This is a genomic window from Rahnella selenatireducens, from assembly GCF_046449555.1.
GTDB lineage: Bacteria > Pseudomonadota > Gammaproteobacteria > Enterobacterales > Enterobacteriaceae > Rahnella > Rahnella selenatireducens.
Genome location: NZ_JBKEZJ010000003.1, coordinates 120,013 through 140,779, shown reverse-complemented (window position 1 = coordinate 140,779; position 20,767 = coordinate 120,013). Strand labels below are relative to the sequence as shown.

The window sequence follows — 20,767 nt, the reverse complement described above, 5'->3', positions numbered from 1 at the left end:
GCTTACCAGCGTGGCACGGTGGAATGAACGTCGCCGTTCTGGGCACGCTGACGCAGCAAATGATCCATCAGCACAATCGCCATCATGGCTTCGGCGATTGGCACAGCGCGGATCCCCACGCACGGATCGTGACGGCCTTTGGTGATCATATCGACCTGCTCGCCTTCACGGTTAATAGTGCGCCCCGGAACGGTGATGCTGGACGTTGGTTTCAGCGCCAGATGCGCAACCACCGGCTGACCGCTGCTGATCCCGCCGAGAATGCCGCCCGCATGGTTGCTTTCAAAACCGTTTGGCGTAATTTCGTCACGGTTTTCGCTGCCACGTTTGCTGACCACGGCAAAACCGTCACCGATTTCCACGCCTTTTACGGCGTTAATGCTCATCAGCGCATGCGCCAGATCGGCATCAAGACGGTCGAATACCGGCTCACCAAGGCCTACCGGCACATGCTCGGCAACCACGGTAATTTTGGCACCAATCGAGTCGCCTTCTTTTTTCAGGCTGCGCATCAGTTCGTCCAGCGCTTCAAGTTTGCTTTCATCCGGGCAGAAGAACGGGTTGGTTTCGACCAGATCCCAGTCTTTCAGTTCGCAGGTAATGTCGCCCATCTGGGACATATAGCCGCGCACTTTAACGCCGAATTTTTCGAGCAGGTATTTCTTCGCAACCGCGCCTGCGGCCACGCGCATTGCGGTTTCACGTGCAGAAGAACGGCCGCCGCCGCGATAGTCGCGTACGCCGTATTTTTGTTCGTAGGTGTAATCGGCATGGCCCGGACGGAATACGTCTTTGATCGCACTGTAATCCTGCGAGCGCTGGTCGGTATTCTGGATAATCAGGCCGATGCTGGTTCCTGTCGTTACACCTTCAAATACGCCGGACAGGATTTTGACTTCATCCGCTTCACGGCGCTGCGTGGTGTAACGCGAGGTTCCCGGACGACGACGGTCGAGGTCGTGTTGCAGGTCTGCTTCTGTCAGCGAGATGCCCGGCGGTACGCCGTCAATGATGCAGCCGAGTGCCACACCGTGAGATTCGCCGAAGGTGGTGACGCGGAAAAACTGCCCAATACTGTTCCCTGCCATCACGGCTCCTTAACCATTAATAAGTTGTTTATTTGCAAAATGACCGGCTGACGAACAGCCGGTCAACAGGGTATTTAGTCGCGGTAAGCGCGGAACTCTTCTGCACAATCAATCAGTTGCTGTTTAGTCAGCATGAAGACACCGTCACCGCCGTTTTCGAATTCCAGCCAGGTGAACGGGATCTCAGGATATTGATCCATCAGATGTACCATGCTGTTGCCCACTTCACAAATCAGCACGCCATCATCGGTCAGGTAATCCGGCGCACAGGCCAGAATACGGCGCGTCAGTTTCAGGCCATCGCTACCGGAGGCCAGACCGAGCACCGGTTCATGGCGGTATTCCTGCGGCAAATCGGACATATCTTCTTCGTCAACGTACGGCGGGTTCGTGACGATCAGGTCGTATTGCAGCGGCGGCAGTTCACGGAACAGGTCAGAACGGATTGGCGTAACCCAGTTCTCGATGCCGTGCGTGTCGATGTTGCGCTCGGCCACGGCCAGCGCATCGGCAGAGATATCCACGGCGTCCACTTCCGTTTCAGGGAAAGCATAAGCACAGGCAATTGCAATACAACCGCTGCCGGTACACATGTCGAGAATGTGCTGAGGTTTGTCGTGCAAAATGCCGGAGAAGCGGTTGCTAATCAGCTCGCCAATCGGCGAACGCGGCACCAGAACGCGTTCATCGACATAAAATTCCATGTCGCAGAACCAGGCTTTGTTGGTCAGATAAGCGACCGGAATGCGCTCGTTGACGCGGCGGATAACGCGCTCAACGATACGGTGACGCTCGCTGGAGGTCAGACGCGCCGTGTGCATATCTTCAGGAATATCGAGCGGCAAAAACACGCTTGGCAAAACCAGCTGCACAGCTTCGTCCCACGGATTATCAGTACCATGGCCGTAATAAACATTGGCCGCGTTGAGGCGGCTGACGGTCCAGCGCAGCATGTCCTGAATGGTATGCAGTTCACTGACGGCTTCGTCGACGAAAATTTTGTCCAATTTTGTTCTCCAGGCAGTACAGGGTTTTTAACAGACGTTTAACCCGTAATTTTCCGCATAGTTTGCCACGAAGCCCGCCACAAATCAGCAGCTAGTCAACGCACTTGCGCGACACCTCGAAGAATTTAACCCTGAGTTTTCTTTAAACCGCAGGGTGACGGAAGGTACACTGTCGGAATTGAGCGAAAATGACGATAAAAAAATGAAGAAAAAACACCGGCTGAGCCCGGAGGAAGCGGCCCTGTTTCGTGAAGCAGTGCCGGGCGTCAAGCGCCTGAAAAACGATACAATTACTCACCATCCGCTGCGCAAAAAAGTGTCAGAACTGTCGCCGAAAAAGCTGATTCAGGAGCAGGTGGACGCCAGTTATTATTTTTCTGATGAATTCCAGCCGATGTTGCAGGAAGAGGGCCCGGTTCGCCACATCAGGCCAGACGTCAGCCATTTTGAATTGAAAAAATTGCGCCGAGGAGATTATTCTCCTGAGCTATTTCTTGATTTGCATGGTTTAACGCAGAAAGAAGCCAAGCAGGAATTAGGGGCGCTGATCGCCGCCTGCCGCCGCGAGCACGTCCACTGCGCGTGCGTCATGCACGGTCACGGCAAACATATTCTCAAGCAGCAAACCCCGCTGTGGCTGGCTCAGCATCCTGATGTTGAAGCCTTTCATCAGGCACCGAAAGAGTTAGGCGGCACTGCCGCGTTACTGGTGCTGGTTGAGCTGGATGACAAAATCAGCTGACCGCGAAAAAAAACACAAGCATGCAGAAACGAGAAAGGCACAGCATAAGCTGTGCCTTTCTTTGTGTCGTTCTCCGTCCCGGAAAACTACACTTTTGCCATCACCTGGCACGGACTAAACTGCCAGTCAAAGCTGCCCTGCCCGGTTTGCGCATTCAGCTCCACGCTTGCCATTGCAGAGGTGGCGAACATCGGCGGGCAAACTCCCGGACACAATTCTGCGACCAGGTAACCGACCAGCGGCAGGTGGGAAACCACCAGCACCGCATTGACGCCCGTCTGCGCCAGATGCTGCAATTCACTGGCAACCAGAGCAGGATCGCCGCCCGGTGTCAGTTCTTTCAGGATATCAATCTCAACGTTTTCAGGCAGAGACAGACACTGACGAACTTTTTCGAGTGTCTGCTGCGCACGCAGGTACGGACTGACCAGAACGCGGTCAATGGTGATACCCCGGCCATTCAGCCATGCCGCCATATGTACTGATTCGTCACATCCGCATTCGCTTAACGGACGAACCGAATCGCTGGCTGCTTCAAGAACCGCATCACCGTGACGCATAATTACAACTTGCATATTGCACCGCTTTTGTTAACAAAAATAGCGCTATACAGAAACGCCTTGCGTGCTGTATTACCCATTGCCCAGCCTTTTTGATCGCCGTTCGGACGACCCTTCTCATGACAAGATAACTGTAAGGCAGTACATCCACTTAACACGCCGTGCCCACAAATTCTGTCTGTGCAGCAACAGCGGTCGGGCATTTTGCCTGAAAGTTCGCGTAAAGAAAACGCTGTTTTTTACACCAACCCTTACAGCTTGTAAACTGTTCAGGCGAATATTTAACCACTCGGGTTGTAGATCAACCGCTTGGGATTGTTCGTATACAAAGCCGGCCTCACCATAAAAAAGATCCCGCGCGCTGTCGTCAGGCGGCAAGCAGGATCTGTTCCAGATTGTCGCGAAACTCAGCATTAAGCAGTGACGCGGGTCACACTCTGCCGACCTTTTCACGCGCCTCTCTCAGGGACAAAAACGCCTGCCCTGCTCCGCCCGCTGGCGCAGACCGTCGCATGGCGTGAAATGCTCACCGTAACGTTGCGCCAGTTGTTCCAGCGTTTTAACCACGCTGGCAGCACCGAGCGTGTCGATGTAACGGAATGGCCCACCGCGAAACGGCGGAAAACCAATACCAAAAACTGCGCCGAGATCACCATCACGCGCGCTGCGGATAACATTTTCATCCAGGCAGCGGACAGCTTCGTTCAGCATCAGCATGACGCAGCGCTGAGCGATCTCCTCGCCCGACTGCTGCGCTTTTGGCGTGACATTTAGCAAACGATAGACCGAAGGATCGACCTGTTTTTTCTTCGCCCCGCGCCCTTTCTGGCCGTAGAGATAAAAACCTTTGCCATTTTTACGGCCTTTGCGGTCGTCTTGCAGAACTGCATCAAAACCGGATGGCGCGGCAAAACGCTCGCCAAACGCCTCCACCAGAATCGGGCCGATTTTAGTGCCGACATCAATGCCCACCTCGTCAAGAAGCTGAACTGGCCCGACAGGGAAGCCAAAGTTCACCAGCGCATTATCGATGTGATCCACAGGTTCGCCAGCCAGCAGGCAGCGCGCCGCTTCGTTGATGTAAGGAGCAAGAATGCGGTTTACGTAGAACCCGGCGCTGTCGCCGACGACAATCGCCGTTTTCCCCTGTTTCTTCGCCAGCGAGACCGTAGTCGAAATCGTCTGCGCGCTGGTGCCCGTATGGGGAATAACTTCCACCAGCGGCATTTTGTCTACCGGGCTGAAATAATGCAGGCCGATAATCTGCTCAGGCCTTGTGGCCTTTTCCGCAATCTGGTGAATCGGCAAAGAAGAGGTGTTTGAAGCAAATATGGTACGCGGTGCCGCATTTTTCTCGATCTCTGCCACCATCGATTGCTTGAGCGCCAGGTCTTCAAATACCGCTTCCACCACGATATCAATCTGCGAAAAACCGCTGTAATCCGTCGTCCCCGAAATCAGCATCATCTGCCGCTGCTGTTCGTTGCGGGTGAGCCTGCGGCTGCGGACTTTTTTCTCCAGCAGATCCCAGCTGTATTTCAGCGCGTGGCGGATGCCTTCGTGATTAATATCTTTAATGCGCACCGGCAGCCCGGCGCGGGTCGCGGTGACATTAGCAATACCGCCGCCCATCAGCCCGCCACCGAGGATCCCCACGCGGTGAACCGGCAACGGCTCAGCGTCAGCGCCTTTTTCTTTTTTCAGCGCCGTCGAGGCAAAGAATAATCCGCGAAGCGCGGCAGATTGCGGCGTCATCACCAGTTCGCCAAAAGCTTTGGCCTCGGCCTGATAGCCGTTTCCGCTGCCCTGATCGAGGCCGGTTTTCACCACATCAATAATTTTTTCCGTGGCCGGATAATTACCGTGCGTTTTTGCGCGGGTCTGTTTGCGCACAAAATAGAACAACAGGCTTTTTCCCAGCGGACCGCCCGCCAGCCGCGCCTGCCAAGGCAGTGGTGGGCGCGATTTACGGCCTTTTGCGACACGTTCCAGCGCGGTTTTCAGCAAAATAGAATAAGGCACGGCGTCGTCCACCAGCCCCATCCTCAGCGCCTGTTTCGCACGAATACTGCGCCCGGTAAGCATCATATCCAGCGCTTTCGGCGCGCCGATTAACCGTGGTAAACGCTGCGTACCGCCCGAACCGGGTAACAGCCCAAGCTGAACTTCCGGCAGGCCGAGCTGCGTTTTATCATCCAGCGAGCAGACGCGCGAATGGCACGCCAGCGCCAGTTCGAGCCCTCCGCCAAGACAGGCACCGTGGATGGCGGCCACGACCGGCACGGAAAATGACGCAATCTGCGACATGACTGTCTGGCCTTTCTGCGCCAACTGGCTGGCCTCAACCGCCGTTTTGCAGCCGGAAATCATCGTGATATCGGCACCGGCAATAAATGAGTCAGTTTTACCAGAAACCAGCACCAGGCCTTTCAGATTCGGATACTGCTGCGCTTTTTGCAAAATAGCGCAGATTTGCTGAGCAAATTCAGCCTTCAGGGTATTCACTTTTTCACCGGGAACATCAATGGTGATGATGCCGACATGTTCTGCGGTAAACATCAGTGAGAAAGCGGAAACCGGCTCTGCGGATGACTGTTCTTCCAGTAGGATATTGTCCATGTTGTCCCTCATTGCGCTGCCTCCAGAATCATTGCCGCGCCCAGCCCACCGGCGGCGCAGGCGGTTGTCAGCCCGTATTTTCCACCGCGACGGCGTAATTCATGCAGCGTTTGCGTGATCATCCGTGCACCGGTTGCGGCGAACGGATGACCGTAGGCCAGCGAACCGCCTAAAACGTTGAATTTATCCCAGTCGATTTCGCCAACTGCCCGACTGCGCCCCAGTTTTTCGCGGGCAAATTCGTCACTGGCCAGCATTTTAATATTTGCCAGCGTCTGCGCGGCAAAGGCTTCATGCATATCAATCAGATCCAGATCCGCCAGCGTCAGTCCCGCGCGATCTAATGCCAGCGGCGTGGCGTATGCAGGGCCGAGAAGCATGTCTTCCCAGACATCAATGGCGGAAAACGCAAAGCTCTTCAGATAGCCCAGCGGCTCAAGCCCTAATTCCCGGGCACGGGATTCGCTCATCATCAGAACGGCAGCGGCGCCGTCGGTAAGCGGCGTACTGGTTGCCGCCGTCACTGTGCCGTGTTTACGGTCAAATGCCGGACGCAGTTTCGCGTACTGCCCGATTTCTGAATTCAGGCGGATGTTGTTGTCTTTTTGCAGCACTTCACGATAAGGCGGAACCTGCGCCGCCATCACCTGTGTGTTCAGATAGCCCTGTTCCCAGGCAAGCGCGGCCAGCGAGTGCGAACGGTGCGCCAGCTCATCCTGCTGTTCGCGGGAAATCCCGTGGCTTTTTGCCATCTGTTCAGCAGTATCGCCCATGCGCAGGCCGGTGGAATATTCCGCCACGGCCGGAGGAACCGGCAGCAGATCGCGTAATTTCAGTTTGCTGAAAATCGAAAGACGCTGCGACAACGTGCGCGCTTTATTGACGTCAACCAGTGCTCGGGCGAGGCGTTTACTGACACCAATCGGCAGAACCGATGAGGAATCAGCCCCGCCCGCAATCCCGACGCGTACTGTGCCGCTGAGAATACTTTCGGCCACGTTCGCCACGGCCTGAAAACTGGTCGCACAAGCGCGGGAAACGCTGTAGGCGTCAGTCGAAACATTCATTCCGGTGCCGAGCACAATTTCACGCGCAATATTCGGCGCTTCAGGCATCTGGACAACCTGTCCGAACACCAGCTGATCAATGTCTTTCGGATCGATTCCACTTTTCGCCAGCAACTCGCTGACCACGGTTTTGCCCAAATCCACAGCGGGGATACCGTGATAGGCGGTGGCCTGCCTTGCAAAAGGCGTGCGCAAACCATCGACAATCGCAATGCGATCGCCTTCACGCGTAACCAGTGGAATGACTTTGTTCATACAAGCTCCTGAGTAAATAGGGTCTTAAGAGGTCAGACCTGATAACTCAGTGTTAACTATGTATTTACATTTGGCAAAGTGAAAGGGTTTGAAGTGCGAGCAACAGCAAATTTTTCTGAAATGAGAGTGAAAAGAAAGAGGTGGGAAAAAATTGCAGACAAAAAAATACCGCTGTCTGGCAGCGGCATTTTAAAAGCAGAATTAATTAACGTAATCCGAGCTGGAAGATCATCGTCTCTGCCTGGCAGGAGAAAGTGAAATCCACTTTCAGCTCAACGCCACCGTCAACTTTTTCAATCTTACTGTTAATTTCGCAAGGCTCTGATTCAACGCCGCGTGCGCGTTCGGTCAGGGTTTGTAGCATTTCTTTGGCTTGCGCTTCGGTTTCGAAGACGTGCAGGTAAGAGGCGGTGCAGTCGGTGTTGTCCATAATGGTGCCGACATCAACACAACAGCAGGCAGCAGTTTCTTCGGCGCCACATTTGTTGATGGAATGCAGAGGTTGAGTGGATTTAGAGGACATGGTTACGTCAGACATAATTTTCTCCCCGGCATCAACGGCAACGTCCACCGTCTGGCCTGATTGCGAATTAAAGAATTATTTTCAGCCTGTATTTTACGCCAGCGGTTGGGCTACAGCTAGCACTTACTTTTTATGTGCCTTTGAAGTGATCCAGATCACGTAAATGTAATGAATCGATGATTAATACGTCAACGTTCTCACTTTAACGTTTCTTAATTGAACTTTTATTGTTGGTTTTTTGTTAAGTGGATCCAATTTCTTGCATCAAATAAGAAATATCAATGAAACATCATTGCAACTACACCACAGGTCAGACCTATACTTCGCTCACTGGTCTGATTTGTCAGACTGATAACGAACCCTACAATCCCGCGCTCATTGTTACTTGATGTAACATTGTTTGATAAAAACATAAAATTGAGGTTTTGGTCATGAACCAGAAAAACCTGTTTAAAAGATCAGCTCTGGCAGCTGCAGTGGCAATTGTTTCCTCCAACGTATACGCGGCAGGTTTTCAGCTCAATGAATACACCGCCGCCGGTTTAGGCCGTTCTTTCTCGGGTGAAGGCGCTATCGCTGATACCGCAGCATCCGGAAGCCGTAACCCGGCGACGATGACAATGTTTAATCGCCCTGCGTTTTCCATCGGCGCAATCTATGTCGACCCGGATGTCGATGTCACCGGCAAATCTCCGGTCACGGGTGCAGATACCAGTGCCAGTAACATTGCACCGAATCAGTGGATCCCAAATATCCACTTTATTATGCCCCTGAATGAGCAATGGGCCCTCGGCGCATCGGCGACCTCAAACTACGGTCTGGCAACAGAATTCAACGATAATTATCCGGCAGGCCCGATTGGTGGCGAAACCGATCTGACCACCATCAACAATAACTTAAGCGTCGCTTACCGTTTGAACGAGCACTTCAGCTTCGGTCTGGGCTTTGATGCGGTTTATGCGAAAGCGAAAATTCGCCGTACTGCGGGCGAACTGGTTCCGCTTAAAACCGGCGGTTTGCTGCCTGCGGATACCGAAGCCGCTAAGCTGAAAGGCAACGAATGGGGCTACGGCTGGAACGCCGGTGTCCTGTATGAAGTGGATGACAATAACCGTTACGGCTTCACTTACCGCTCAGAAGTAAAAATAGATTTCGACGGCGAATATCGCAACGGCATTCCGCAGGCATTGGGCGGCACAGGCGGCCACACTGTTCCGGGTTCCCTGACCCTGAACCTGCCAGAAATGTGGGAGTTGTCAGGTTATAACCGTGTCGCGCCGAAATGGGCTATTCACTATAGCCTGGCGTACACCAGCTGGAGCCAGTTCCAGGAGCTGAAAGCTACGGGTTCTCAGGGCCAGACGCTGTTCCAGAAAGACGAAGGCTATCATGATGCTTACCGCATCGCGCTGGGTACCACCTATTACTACGACGAAAACTGGACATTCCGTACCGGTATCGCGTTTGATGACAGCCCGGTTCCGGCGGACAACCGCACCATTTCTATCCCGGATCAGGACCGTTTCTGGATTTCAGCCGGTACCACGTATGCGTTTACCAAAGATGCTTCAGTGGACGTCGGTGTTTCCTATATGCACGGCCAGACGGTGAATATCAGCGAAAAAGTGGCTGACGGCGTACCGAATTATGAGTTCCAGGCTAAAGGCACCGCGATGTTGTACGGCGCGAACTTTAACTACAGCTTCTGACCGGTTTTCACGACAGAGCACATAAATGAAAAAAGCGCCGAGAGGCGCTTTTTTTTGCATTGAATCTTAAACGGATGAACTTGATTAGAAAATTACTCTGAATCGATATCCTTCAGATCACCCTGAATCAGTGCCGCATTCGGGTTCACCTGAGGTGTCAGCTGACCGCCCCTCGCCAGGAAGTCATGGCGCTGGAAGTACGCTTCGCGGATCATCAGGTAAGGATCGGAAGAGTTACGGATCAGGCCGTCAGAATCGAGCAATTCAGCACGGGTTTCAACACCTTCCAGTACCCATTTACCGGCTGACATCCAGAAGGTCAGATAACTCAGCATCGGATACAGGTCATCGACCAGATCGCCGCCTTCGTCACGAATCGTCGCACTGCCGTAGCCCGGCAACATGACGTAAGGGCCGTAACCGACGCCGTAATGCCCCAGCGTGCTGCCGAAGCCCTGCGCTTCTTCGCGTGCCAGTTTCGGATTCGCCATCGATGCCACATCAATCAGACCGCCCATCCCCAGGATCGTATTAAGGAAGAAACGGTTGAAGTGGATCGCCGCGCGGTACGGATCGCCTTTCAGCAAGGAGTTCACCATGCTGGCCGGTTCATCAAGGTTACTCAGGAAATTACTGGTTCCGTTACGCGCCGGTTGCGGCACGTAATCACGCCAGGCAACAGCCACAGGACGTAGTACATACGGGTCCATGTAGTTGAAGTTGAAGTTAAACATCGCGCGGTTGAAACCTTCCAGCGGATCAGATCGTCCCTGCTGTTCGCTGTCCGATGACCCGGACGTGCCGGCACAACCGACCAGCAAAACTGTCGCAAACGCCAGCCCAGTCAGGCGTAAGTTCATGGATATCTCCCTGTTTTTGATCTTCGGCTCGTGATTAAGGAACCTGCTGATTAATTTCAATGCTGACCTGGCCGTTACCGGCAAAATCGGTCAGCGAACTGTCGCCGTACCAGTCACCCGGGGCTGGCGTCGCCAGACCATTTTGTGAAATACGAACGCGTACTTTTAATTTTTGCAACGAAGAAAGCAAGCGTTCCGGCATCATCGCATTGCTGTCATCGACGGTAATCGCCAGCGGGAAGCGGCTCAGCGGCAGTTTTTTAACCGCTACCGGCACCGGGCTACTTCCATCCGTTACCGAGATAAAGACCGTGCCATTGTGCGGAAGTTTCTGCTGAGCATCCGCAGAGAGCGTTACGTTTACCGCCAGTTTAACCTGGTCTAACCCCGCCTTCTGTTTTGCCTGTGCAATGCTTGCCTGAACCATCTCAAGCCGTTTATCACCCGCCGGCAAAATTTTCAGCATAACTTCCCACGCGCCAATGGCTTGCGGATAGTGACCCTGTTCATATTCATTATAGGCCAGCAAGCTTAATACACGCAGGTCGCCCTGAGATTTTTCCAGCATACCCCGTAGGAGATTTCCGCCGGTAAGGTTATCTTGCGGATCGGATGAACGGGTTAACACTTCGGCATAACCGAGTTTAACCGCCATATCGTTCGGGGCCAGTTCATATGCATGGGCGTAAGCCTGTGTGGCCGTAGCGGCGTTATTGAGCGCCATACCCACGCGGCCCAGCATAACCCAGTCCTGCACATTTTCCGGATCGGCCTGCAAATCAGTCCGCAATCCCAGCCCTAAATCCTGCACATCTCTTGCGGTCAGCGGCGTGCCGTGGTCATCCGCGATACGATGACGCAAATCTGGCATATGCTGCATCACCTGATTCCACGCACTCACCTGCCCTAATCCGCCCGCATATAAATAGAGGCCCAGCGTGATGATCACCAGCAAAATCGCGCCCGGTACCAGCGTCCAGCGGCCGATCGGTTGTACCGCGGCCGGTGCGTGGCCGTCAGGGATATCGGTCAGCAAATTTTCCTGCAATTCCTGGATATGCGCCGGGCGTTCATCTACTACGCCCTGTGATTCGTCCTGCTCAAGCTCATGTAAGCGGTGATGGTAAAACGCTTTATTGAGCGCATCGCGCGACGTATGTTCTGCGCGGTCGCCACGGATCACCGGCACGATAAACAGCGCCAGCGCGATCACCAGCATCACTCCAATACACAGCCAAAAAATACTCATGATCCTGTCCTGTCGCTGTCTTTAAGTAACTGCGCCAGGCGCTGTTTCTCTTGTTCTGACATTTCTTCTGTACCGGTTTCGCTGACCACGGCACGGCGGCGGGAACGCATGAAAATCATTCCTGCACCGATAATCACTACCAGCACCGGGCCAAGCCACAGAATAAGGGTCGACGGCGTCACCGGCGGTTCGTACGTGACGAAGTTGCCATAACGCGCCACCATATAGGCGACGATTTGCTGGCGATCCTGGCCTTCATTGAGCAACTGAAACACCTTGGTGCGCATATCGGCGGCGATAATTGAATCGGACGCCGCAATATTGGTGTTCTGGCATTTCGGGCAGCGCAGTTGCGCGGTGATCTCGCGGTAATCCTGCTCCTGCTGTGGCGATTTAAACTGATAGGTATCGATAGCCGCGAAAGCACTGAAACTCAGTGCCACGCCGAGCATTAACGCAGGCAATACGCGTAAGATTTTCATGCATTGCCTCCGAATTTTTTGTACAGCGGCAACACTTCGCTCTGCCAGACTTTCTCATTCAAATCGCCCGCATGGCGATAGCGGATAATGCCCTGTCCGTCGATCAGGAAAGTTTCCGGTGCTCCGTACACGCCCAGATCTAACCCGAGCATTCCGTCACCGTCGTACAGGCTCAGCATGTACGGATTGCCCAGCGTATTCAGCCAGTTCACCGCTTTCTGACGGTCATCTTTGTAATTGAGCCCGACCACGCGCACGCCTTTGGCGGCCAGTGTGTTCAGATAATCATGTTCGGCACGGCACGTCGGGCACCACGTCGCCCAGACGTTCAGCAGCATCGGTTTGCCGTCCCGCAGCACCGACTGATCGTAGGTTTTTCCGGCCTGTGCCAGCGATTCCAGCTTGAATACCGGGACCGGTTTGCCGATCAGGGCGGATTCGAGCAACGTCGGATCATCGCCGTTGGCGTTGCGCGTCAGCTGGACTAAAAATGCCGCCGCCAGCGCCAGAAACAGAACCAGCGGAATAAAAAGAAGTTTACGGTTCATGCTTCAGCCTCCGCCTTGGCCTGTTTCTTCAGTTTTTTGCTCATGCGGTAACGCGGATCGAGAATGCACAATACGCCGCCGGCAGCCATAAAGAGCCCGCCCAGCCAGATCCAGCGGACAAACGGTTTGTAGTACAAACGCACCGCCCACGAACCGTCGTCCAGCTCTTCACCCAGCGCAGCATACAAGTCGCGCGCCAGATTGCCGTCGATGGCGGCCTCGGTCATCATGCTTCGCGCCACGCTGTAGAAGCGTTTTTCTGCGTGCAGCGTAGTGACTTTTTTGCCGTTCTGCGTGACGTCGATATTGGCTTCTCCGCCGGTGTAATTCGGGCCGGTAATGTCACGAACGTCGCGGAAGACAAAGTGATAATCGTGGATATCCACAGTATCACCGGCTTTCATGCGCACATCGCGCTCCACGCTGTAGTTCTGGCTGAAGGCAATACCGATCACCGTGACCGCCACGCCCAGATGACCGAGCACCATACCCCAGTGACTGCGTGAGAGTTTGGTCAGACCGCGCCAGAACGAATGACGGTGCGTGGCGCGTTCGTGCAGTTCCATTAACGTCAGCACAATCACCCAAACCGACATCAGCAGACCGACAACGGTCATACCGACAATTTTGTCCTGCAACAACCACGGCAGAAGAATCGACAGAACCAGCGTCACCACCAGCGCAACACCCAGACGACGCCACAGTTTGCTCGGCTCGTCACGACGCCAGCGCACCAGCGGGCCGATACCTAACAACAGCGCCAGCGGCGCCATCAGCCAGGTAAACATCGTATTAAAGAACGGTTCGCCGATGGAAATACTGCCCAGCCCGAGCTGTTTATGAATCAGCGGTAACAGCGTGCCGAGCAGCACCACCAGCATGGCGGCGACCAGCAGTACGTTATTGCCAAGCAGATAACTTTCGCGCGAATGCAGTTCATGACGGCTCGGGGCACGCACCGAGTTACCTTTGAAGGCGTACAGCAGCAAGGAACCGCCGATCACAATCACTAAATACGCGAGGATAAACATGCCGCGCGCCGGGTCGGAGGCGAACGAGTGAACCGATACCAGCACGCCGGAACGCACCAGGAAAGTCCCGAGCAGACACAGCGAGAACGCGGTGATCGCCAGCAGAACCGTCCAGGCTTTGAATGTCCCGCGTTTTTCAGTCACGGCGAGCGAATGAATAAGCGCGGTTCCCGCCAGCCACGGCATAAATGACGCGTTCTCGACCGGATCCCAGAACCACCAGCCGCCCCAGCCTAATTCGTAATACGCCCACGCAGAACCGAGCACGATGCCGATAGTCAGAAACACCCACGCCGCCGTGGTCCACGGACGCGACCAGCGCGCCCACGCAGTATCAAGCCGTCCGGCCATCAGCGAGGCTATCGCAAACGCGAATGCCACCGAGAAACCGACGTAACCCATGTACAGCAATGGCGGATGGAAAATCAGGCCGATGTCCTGAAGCACCGGATTCAGGTCACTGCCGTCCACCGGGAAATTCGGCAAAGAGCGGATAAACGGATTCGACGTCAGCAGAATAAACAGCAGGAAACCGCCGGTGATCATGCCCATTACCGCCAGCACGCGCGCCACGGCATCCTGCGGCATCTGACGGCTGAACAGCGCAACGGCCAGCGTCCAGCAACTCAGCAGCAACACCCATAACAGCAGCGATCCCTCGTGCGCGCCCCAGGTGGCCGCCACGCGGTAATACACCGGCAAATGGGTATTAGAATTGTTAGCGACATAGGCGACGGTAAAATCATTCACCACAAACGCGTGAACCAGAATCGCAAACGCCAGCACGATGCAGGCAAACATGCCGTACGCCAGCGGACGCGCCATCGCCATCATCCGGTTATCCTGCCGCGCCGCGCCCCATTGGGGGTAAATACTCAGTAAAACCGCCAGCCCTAACGCCAGACAGAGTGCAAATGTTCCCAGTTCCGGCATCATGAGCGGCTGTTTCCTTTATCGTTACCCACGTAAGCAGAAGCGGGCCCTTTGTGGTTTTCTTTCATGGCGTCGGCAACTTCCGGCGGCACGTATTTTTCATCGTGTTTGGCCAGAACCTGAATCGCATTCACGACATTCCCCGGTTCCATCACACCCTGCGCCACCACACCCTGCCCTTCACGGAACAGGTCCGGCAGAATGCCGTTGTACGTCACCGCAATCGCACCGCGTGCATCATAAATCTTGAAACTCACCTGCAGGCTTTTTGGATCCCGTTTTACCGAGCCGGGCATCACCATGCCGCCAATGCGCAGGCGCTGGCCGACTTCCGGCATTTCGTGGTTTTCGCCTTTGCCCTGCAAGATTTCACTCGGGGTATAGAACAAATCAATGTTGGAACGCAGCGCATACATCACCAGTGAAATGCTCAGGCCAAGGCCAATCAGCACCACCAGCGCCAGCGACAGGCGCTTCTTACGACGTGGATTCACAATAACTTCTCCCCGGATGTGTCCGGTTCCAGCGGTGACGTCTGGGCGCCTTGCTGTTTTTTAGACGTAGACTGATTAATGCGTTTTTCGCGAGCCTGACGGCGTTTCACATCGTCCAGAATCTGACGATGCTGCACGAGGGTATGCACCACCAGCGCAATCAGGGAAATCAGGGTTGCCGCCACCGACAGCCAGACATAAAAAGCATAACCGCCCATGGCGAAAAAATCGTGCCAGCTTGAGAATGCAGGGCTCATCCGCGACGCTCCTTTTTCAGCAGGCCAGCCACCCACGGACGCAAACGTTCCTGATGCAGGATCAGGTTGCGTAAACGCATCAGCGTGAGGGTAATAAAGAAGAACAGATAACCGAAAATCGCCCAGCGAAGCGGATAACGCATACTGGGGTCGATGGTTTGCTGCATGTTGGTGGAACCCTGATGCAGCGTGTTCCACCACTGAACGGAGTAATGAATGATAGGAATATTGACCACGCCGACCAGCACCAGAATACCCGCGGCGCGTCCCGCCAGACGGCGATCGTCGAAGGCGTTATACAGCGCAATCACCCCGAGATAGAGGAACAGCAACACCAGTTCGGACGTCAGACGCGCATCCCAGACCCACCAGGTGCCCCACATCGGTTTTCCCCAAGCCGAACCGGTGACCAGTGCGATAAACGTGAAAACGGCACCGACCGGCGCCATCGCCGCAACGGCCAGATCCGACATCTTCATCTGCCACACCAGGCCGATGAACGCCGCGATCGCCATTGCGCTGTAAATTCCCATCGACCAAATCGCCGCCGGAACGTGAATGTACATAATCCGGTAGCTGTTACCTTGCTGATAGTCGGGCGGCGCATAGCCAAAACCCCAAACCCAGCCGATCACCAGACAGGCAATACCGATAAGCCCGAGCCACGGAATGAACCGGCCACAGACGTGGTAAAGCCGTTCAGGCCGCGCGAGTTGATGTAACCATTTCCACATTGTTATCGTTGCTCACTTTAAAATGTCACTGTGTGGGTTGCCGTGGAACCTCGGTGGGCTCTTGTGCGGTCGGAAGATAATTCCCCGCACTTATTGTTGGCATGTCTATTGTTCACTATAGAGAAGTGTGATGTTAGTCAAAGGTTGCGTTTTTTCTTCTCTATTGTAACGGCACGTAAAATATTTCTGTGTTAAGTGCCAGCGGCAAAACTAGCCCTAAATAATTCCGGTTGCAGGAAGGCGGCAAACGACGCCATCCCGATGAGCTGACACAAGTCAGTGATTCGGGTGGCGAAGAGCAGCCAACGCATCTACAGCCCGAAGAATGACGGGTTAGTGAACGCTGACTCGCAGGGCGGCTGCAGTAGCAAACGGCGCTAATGTCGCACTACCCGCTAACATCGCGCCGAGAATGGCCAGATATCCGCCGATGGGCATCGACATCGACGCGGCATCAATGGCACCGGTGGCAAAAATCAGCACCGGAATATACAGCGGCAGAACCAGCAGACTCAGCAACACGCCGCCCTTGCGCAGCCCGACCGTCAGCGCCACGCCGATGGCGCCGATAAAACTCAGCGTCGGCGTCCCCAGTAAAATCGTCAGCGCGACGGCTTTCCAGGTTTCAAAATCCAGTGAAAGTAACAGGGCAATCAGCGGAGACAGGATCAGTAACGGCAAACCGGTCACCACCCAGTGAGCACATACTTTCCCCAGAACCGTGAGTGCCAGCGGCGAGGGCAATAACAACAGCTGCTCAAGCGTGCCGTCGAGAAAGTCATCGCGGAACAACCTTTCCAGCGCCAGCAGAGACGACAACAGCGCCGCAACCCAGACAATACCGGGCGCAATCCGCGCCAGCAGTTTTGGCTCCGGGCCAATTCCTAACGGAAACAGCGTAATAACAATCAGGAAAAACCACAGCGGGTTGATAATTTCTGCACTTTTTCGAAAAGCAATTTTCAGTTCGCGGCTCAGAACCTTAGTAAACATTCCGTCTCTTTCCCTTTCGCGTCACGCCAGCTCTGCGCCGGTCAGACGGATTTTCCGCACGTCGCGGTTAACGCCTTGCAAATCCTGATGCGTAGTCAGCAGCACCATTCCGCCCTGCTCCGCATGCTGTTCGAACAGCGCAATCAGCGTCGCAACACCTTGCTTATCAATGGCCGTCAGCGGTTCATCAAGGATCCACAGCGGCGCATTGCTCAGCCATAAACGCGCCAGCGCAACACGCCGTTGCTGCCCGGCAGACATCTGCGCGACCATGACATCTTCGTAGCCCAGCAGGCCAACATTTTCGAGTGCCTGATAAATAGCATCCGCTGCGGCGTCACCGCGAACTGACGGACTGCTGACAGACATATAGAAGGCAAGGTTTTCAAACGCAGTAAGCACTGACTTTATGCCGGGCTGATGACCGAGATACAGAAGTTCCTGATGAAAAACATCGCGCTGACGGCGGGTACTAACGCCCTGCCAGCGGACTTCACCGGCGTCCGGAGAGGACAACCCGGCCAGAATACGCAGCAAACTGGTTTTACCGGCACCGTTCCGGCCTTCAATCTGCACCATTTCGCCCGGTAAGACCGTGAAACTCAAGCCACTAAACAAGGTCCGCTCATCGCGAACGCAGCTCAGGTTAAGGGCTTCAAACATGGAGATGTCTCTTATTTTTCACAAGTCCGCATCATACCACAGGCGTCCGGCACGACGCAGCTTAGGGAGCGGTACGTTATTACATATAAACGGCCGCCAGAAAAGTCTGATATCGCAGACATTGCCCCAAAAATGACCCATAAGGTTCATGGGTTAACGGTTTGTAACTTATTTGTATATCTGCTCATAAATTTCCGGCGTCGCCTATGCTTATGCATGACGTACTTTTTTATCACTTTGATTTTTTTTCGGGGTAGAACGATGAGCGAAGATAAAAAGCAGGAGAGCAGTACCGACGTTGACAGCGAGGAGCATTCACAGGGTAAGAAAATCGAAACCGGTGAAGAGAATCTGCCCTCCAAAGCTGCTGCCGTGCATGAGGTTATCCGCATGGAAGGCGAGAAAGAACTGGAACGTGACGGCCAGGCGTTGCTCTGGTCAGCGATTGCCGCCGGGCTTTCGATCAGTGCTTCGCTGATGGCGAAAGGCATTCTTCACGCCCGCCTGCCCGATTCGCCTGAACGGTTCTTTATCGAAAACATCGGTTACACCGTCGGGTTCATTATTGTCATCATGGCGCGCCAGCAACTGTTTACGGAAAACACCGTCACCGCCGTGTTGCCCGTCATGCAAAAATTGACCGGCAAAAACGTCGCACTCTTGCTGCGGTTATGGGGGCTTGTGCTGATCGGAAATATCATCGGCGGTGGCTTTGCAGCGCTGGCGTTTCATCTGGTGCCATTTTTTGATCCGGAGACCGACAAAGCGTTTCACGAGATCAGCATGGAAATTATGGAAAAAGGACCCGGCGCAATGTTTGTCGGCGGCATGGTTTCCGGCTGGTTGATTGCCACTATGGTCTGGATGATCCCTTCAGCAGGTGCAGCCAAACTGTGGGTGATTATGCTGATGACTTACATGGTGGCGATCGGTGACCTGACGCACATCGTCGTCGGCTCGGTGGAAGTCCTCTATCTGGTCTTCTCCGGCGCAATCCCGTGGACTGACTTTATCTGGCCTTTCGCCCTGCCGACGCTGGCCGGAAACATCGCGGGTGGTACTTTCATCTTTGCGCTGATCAGCCACGCACAAATCCGTAACGACATGAGTAATCAGAAAAAAGCCAAAGTTAAAAAGGCAGAACAGGAAGCCGCGAAGAAGGAAGCGGCGAAACCGTGAAAGGAATAAAAGCGCAGAACTGGCGACGAAACGACCAAACGACAGGCTAACGCCTTATTATTGAGAGAAAAACGGGTATACTATGCGGGCGCTTTCTACTGGCGTCCGTGTCTCCTTAGTTAAACGGATATAACAAGCCCCTCCTAAGGGCTAGTTACAGGTTCGATTCCTGTAGGGGACACCATTTTAATGTCTACAAACGTCCACTCAAGTCTATTTTATTCTCTAAACTCAGCGACTTAACCCCGTCACTTCGTCTACCAAATTCCAATAACTTTTATCAACATCCTGCACATTTTGTTGGTATAACAGTTGGTATGGTAAGTTCGATAATGCAGATACCATCAGTATGGGAGGTTTTCTATGGCACTCACTGAGGTAAAAGTAAGAAATGCTAAACCTGCTGAGAAGCCGGTAAAGCTGACTGATGGTGGTGGTATGCACCTTCTGATTCAGGCCAGCGGTTCGAAATATTGGCGTCTGCAATACCGTTTTGCCGGTAAACAAAAAATGTTGGCGTTAGGTGTTTATCCTGAAATCTCTCTTGCCACTGCACGTCTTAGAAGGGACGAAGCAAGAAAGCTAATCGCAAACAACATAGATCCTAGTGAGAAGCGAAAATCTGAAAAGGTTGAAGAAAAAGGTTTGCTCACATTCGAAACGGTTGCCAGAGATTGGCATTCCAGCAACAGGACATGGTCTGATAGTCACAGAACAACAGTGTTAAACAGCTTAATCACTCATCTGTTTCCAGTCATTGGTAAACGGAACATCACTGAACTCAAAACCCGTGATTTACTGCTTCCGCTAAAAAACGCTGAGAAAAGCGGGCATCTTGAAGTGGCTTCTCGTTTACAACAACGCATTACAGCTATAATGCGATATGCTGTCCATAACGCTTTGATTGACCAAAATCCCGCCTATGACCTTTCAGGTGCCGTAACAACACCTAAAAGCACTCATCGCCCTGCTCTCCCCTTCGAACAGCTACCTGAGCTTCTAAGACGAATTGAAGCTTATAAAGGTAAAGGCATAACGCAAATTGCAGTCCAGTTAACTCTGCTGACTTTCATCCGTTCAAGTGAACTTAGGTTCGCACGTTGGTCCGAAGTGAATTTCGAAAATTCCTTATGGATGATCCCAGGAGAACGTCAAGAGTTGGATGGAGTTAAGTATTCTGGCAGAGGTTCGAAAATGAAAACCCCTCACCTTGTGCCACTCAGCATACAGGCCGTAGCCTTGCTGAAAAAGCTCCATTCCATAAGCGGTGAAAAGGAGCTGATGTTCATTGGGTTCAGCCGTGATGACAAACCCATGAGCGAAAACACCGTTAACAAGGCTCTTCGTGCTATGGGTTACGACACAAAAAAAGAAGTGTGTGGGCATGGGTTCAGGACAATGGCATGTAGTGCTCTAATTGAGTCTGGACTGTGGTCAAGAGATGCTGTTGAACGTCAAATGAGCCATCAAGAACGAAACTCCGTTCGAGCAGCATACATACACAAAGCAGAACATCTCGAAGAAAGGAAACTAATGCTCCAATGGTGGGCTGACTACCTTGAAGCATGTGAAGAGAGAGAACTGACTCCTTTTTCGTTTTGTAACAAAGCTGGATTTTAGCGAGCTAAAGGACACTCATATCCACCGATCAAAATGGCTCTTGTCAAAGAGAGCCAAGATTCATGCATTTGTCTAAGAGCGCTATGAATGCAGACCTTTTCTTCTTTTTTGCCGAATTAGCATCAATCTTATCAATTACTTAGTTGGCTAATAC

20 protein-coding genes and 1 tRNA gene are annotated in these 20,767 nt (G+C 53.5%); 5 read left to right on the top strand and 16 right to left on the bottom strand.

All coding sequences use genetic code 11. The annotated features are described in order from the left end of the window. Positions 1-2: 2 nt before the first annotated feature. Both aroC and prmB read right to left on the bottom strand, forming a co-directional pair. Entirely contained in the window at positions 3-1,088 is a 1,086-nt protein-coding gene (gene aroC, locus ACLBVC_RS06490) for a chorismate synthase (RefSeq protein ID WP_410148959.1), read from the bottom strand. Between the two features lie 74 nt (positions 1,089-1,162). Then, entirely contained in the window at positions 1,163-2,095 is a 933-nt protein-coding gene (prmB, locus tag ACLBVC_RS06485) for a 50S ribosomal protein L3 N(5)-glutamine methyltransferase (RefSeq protein WP_410148958.1), read from the bottom strand. A gap of 202 nt (positions 2,096-2,297) precedes the next feature. On the opposite strand from prmB, the gene smrB reads away from it, so the two are divergent. Beyond that, the gene (gene smrB / locus ACLBVC_RS06480; protein ID WP_410148957.1) at positions 2,298-2,837 is read left to right on the top strand and encodes an endonuclease SmrB; all 540 of its coding nucleotides are present in this window, start codon (positions 2,298-2,300) and stop codon (positions 2,835-2,837) included. A gap of 86 nt (positions 2,838-2,923) precedes the next feature. Here smrB and sixA read toward each other — a convergent pair whose 3' ends face one another. From sixA to ACLBVC_RS06460, 4 genes are all read right to left on the bottom strand, one after another. Next, complete coding sequence (gene sixA / locus ACLBVC_RS06475; RefSeq protein WP_195816401.1) at positions 2,924-3,412, bottom strand: phosphohistidine phosphatase SixA; 489 nt, start codon at positions 3,410-3,412, stop codon at positions 2,924-2,926. Between the two features lie 447 nt (positions 3,413-3,859). After that, the gene (gene fadJ / locus ACLBVC_RS06470; protein ID WP_410148956.1) at positions 3,860-6,016 is read right to left on the bottom strand and encodes a fatty acid oxidation complex subunit alpha FadJ; all 2,157 of its coding nucleotides are present in this window, start codon (positions 6,014-6,016) and stop codon (positions 3,860-3,862) included. An 8-nt stretch (positions 6,017-6,024) separates the two neighbouring features. Then, complete coding sequence (gene fadI / locus ACLBVC_RS06465) at positions 6,025-7,338, bottom strand: acetyl-CoA C-acyltransferase FadI (protein ID WP_410148955.1); 1,314 nt, start codon at positions 7,336-7,338, stop codon at positions 6,025-6,027. Between the two features lie 205 nt (positions 7,339-7,543). Continuing rightward, positions 7,544-7,876, bottom strand: coding sequence for a YfcZ/YiiS family protein (locus ACLBVC_RS06460; RefSeq protein WP_101076468.1), 333 nt, complete (start codon positions 7,874-7,876; stop codon positions 7,544-7,546). A gap of 416 nt (positions 7,877-8,292) precedes the next feature. On the opposite strand from ACLBVC_RS06460, the gene fadL reads away from it, so the two are divergent. Beyond that, a complete protein-coding gene (gene fadL, locus ACLBVC_RS06455; protein ID WP_410148954.1) occupies positions 8,293-9,570 on the top strand; it encodes a long-chain fatty acid transporter FadL in 1,278 nt (425 codons plus the stop codon). Positions 9,571-9,662: 92 nt separating this feature from the next. Here fadL and mlaA read toward each other — a convergent pair whose 3' ends face one another. The 10 genes from mlaA to ccmA form a co-directional block, all read right to left on the bottom strand. After that, a complete protein-coding gene (mlaA, locus tag ACLBVC_RS06450) occupies positions 9,663-10,430 on the bottom strand; it encodes a phospholipid-binding lipoprotein MlaA (RefSeq protein ID WP_410148953.1) in 768 nt (255 codons plus the stop codon). A gap of 34 nt (positions 10,431-10,464) precedes the next feature. Then, positions 10,465-11,679, bottom strand: coding sequence for a c-type cytochrome biogenesis protein CcmI (gene ccmI, locus ACLBVC_RS06445; RefSeq protein WP_410148952.1), 1,215 nt, complete (start codon positions 11,677-11,679; stop codon positions 10,465-10,467). Then, positions 11,676-12,161 carry a cytochrome c-type biogenesis protein gene (locus ACLBVC_RS06440; protein ID WP_410148951.1) on the bottom strand — a complete coding sequence of 162 codons (486 nt, stop codon included), beginning with the start codon at positions 12,159-12,161 and terminating at the stop codon, positions 11,676-11,678. Before ACLBVC_RS06440 ends, ccmI begins: the two co-directional genes overlap by 4 nt. Continuing rightward, positions 12,158-12,709, bottom strand: coding sequence for a DsbE family thiol:disulfide interchange protein (locus tag ACLBVC_RS06435; protein ID WP_410148950.1), 552 nt, complete (start codon positions 12,707-12,709; stop codon positions 12,158-12,160). The genes ACLBVC_RS06440 and ACLBVC_RS06435 overlap by 4 nt, the downstream gene beginning before the upstream one ends. After that, complete coding sequence (locus tag ACLBVC_RS06430) at positions 12,706-14,676, bottom strand: heme lyase CcmF/NrfE family subunit (protein ID WP_410148949.1); 1,971 nt, start codon at positions 14,674-14,676, stop codon at positions 12,706-12,708. Before ACLBVC_RS06430 ends, ACLBVC_RS06435 begins: the two co-directional genes overlap by 4 nt. Continuing rightward, entirely contained in the window at positions 14,673-15,167 is a 495-nt protein-coding gene (gene ccmE / locus ACLBVC_RS06425) for a cytochrome c maturation protein CcmE (RefSeq protein ID WP_410148948.1), read from the bottom strand. The genes ACLBVC_RS06430 and ccmE overlap by 4 nt, the downstream gene beginning before the upstream one ends. Beyond that, a complete protein-coding gene (gene ccmD, locus ACLBVC_RS06420; protein WP_152324422.1) occupies positions 15,164-15,424 on the bottom strand; it encodes a heme exporter protein CcmD in 261 nt (86 codons plus the stop codon). Before ccmD ends, ccmE begins: the two co-directional genes overlap by 4 nt. Then, entirely contained in the window at positions 15,421-16,158 is a 738-nt protein-coding gene (locus ACLBVC_RS06415) for a heme ABC transporter permease (RefSeq protein ID WP_410148947.1), read from the bottom strand. The genes ccmD and ACLBVC_RS06415 overlap by 4 nt, the downstream gene beginning before the upstream one ends. A 333-nt stretch (positions 16,159-16,491) precedes the next feature. Continuing rightward, positions 16,492-17,151: a heme exporter protein CcmB gene (gene ccmB, locus ACLBVC_RS06410; RefSeq protein ID WP_410148946.1), complete on the bottom strand. Its 660-nt coding sequence runs from the start codon at positions 17,149-17,151 to the stop codon at positions 16,492-16,494. 21 nt (positions 17,152-17,172) lie between these two features. Beyond that, the gene (ccmA, locus tag ACLBVC_RS06405) at positions 17,173-17,814 is read right to left on the bottom strand and encodes a cytochrome c biogenesis heme-transporting ATPase CcmA (protein ID WP_410148945.1); all 642 of its coding nucleotides are present in this window, start codon (positions 17,812-17,814) and stop codon (positions 17,173-17,175) included. Between the two features lie 261 nt (positions 17,815-18,075). Between ccmA and ACLBVC_RS06400 the strand changes: the two genes are divergently transcribed. From ACLBVC_RS06400 to ACLBVC_RS06390, 3 genes are all read left to right on the top strand, one after another. Further along, positions 18,076-18,993 (top strand): formate/nitrite transporter family protein, encoded by a 918-nt coding sequence (locus tag ACLBVC_RS06400; protein ID WP_410148944.1) that lies wholly within the window; start codon positions 18,076-18,078, stop codon positions 18,991-18,993. 109 nt (positions 18,994-19,102) lie between these two features. Next, positions 19,103-19,177: transfer RNA gene (locus ACLBVC_RS06395), tRNA-Arg, on the top strand. 179 nt (positions 19,178-19,356) lie between these two features. After that, a complete protein-coding gene (locus tag ACLBVC_RS06390; RefSeq protein ID WP_410148943.1) occupies positions 19,357-20,613 on the top strand; it encodes a tyrosine-type recombinase/integrase in 1,257 nt (418 codons plus the stop codon). The last annotated feature ends 154 nt before the right edge of the window (positions 20,614-20,767 follow it).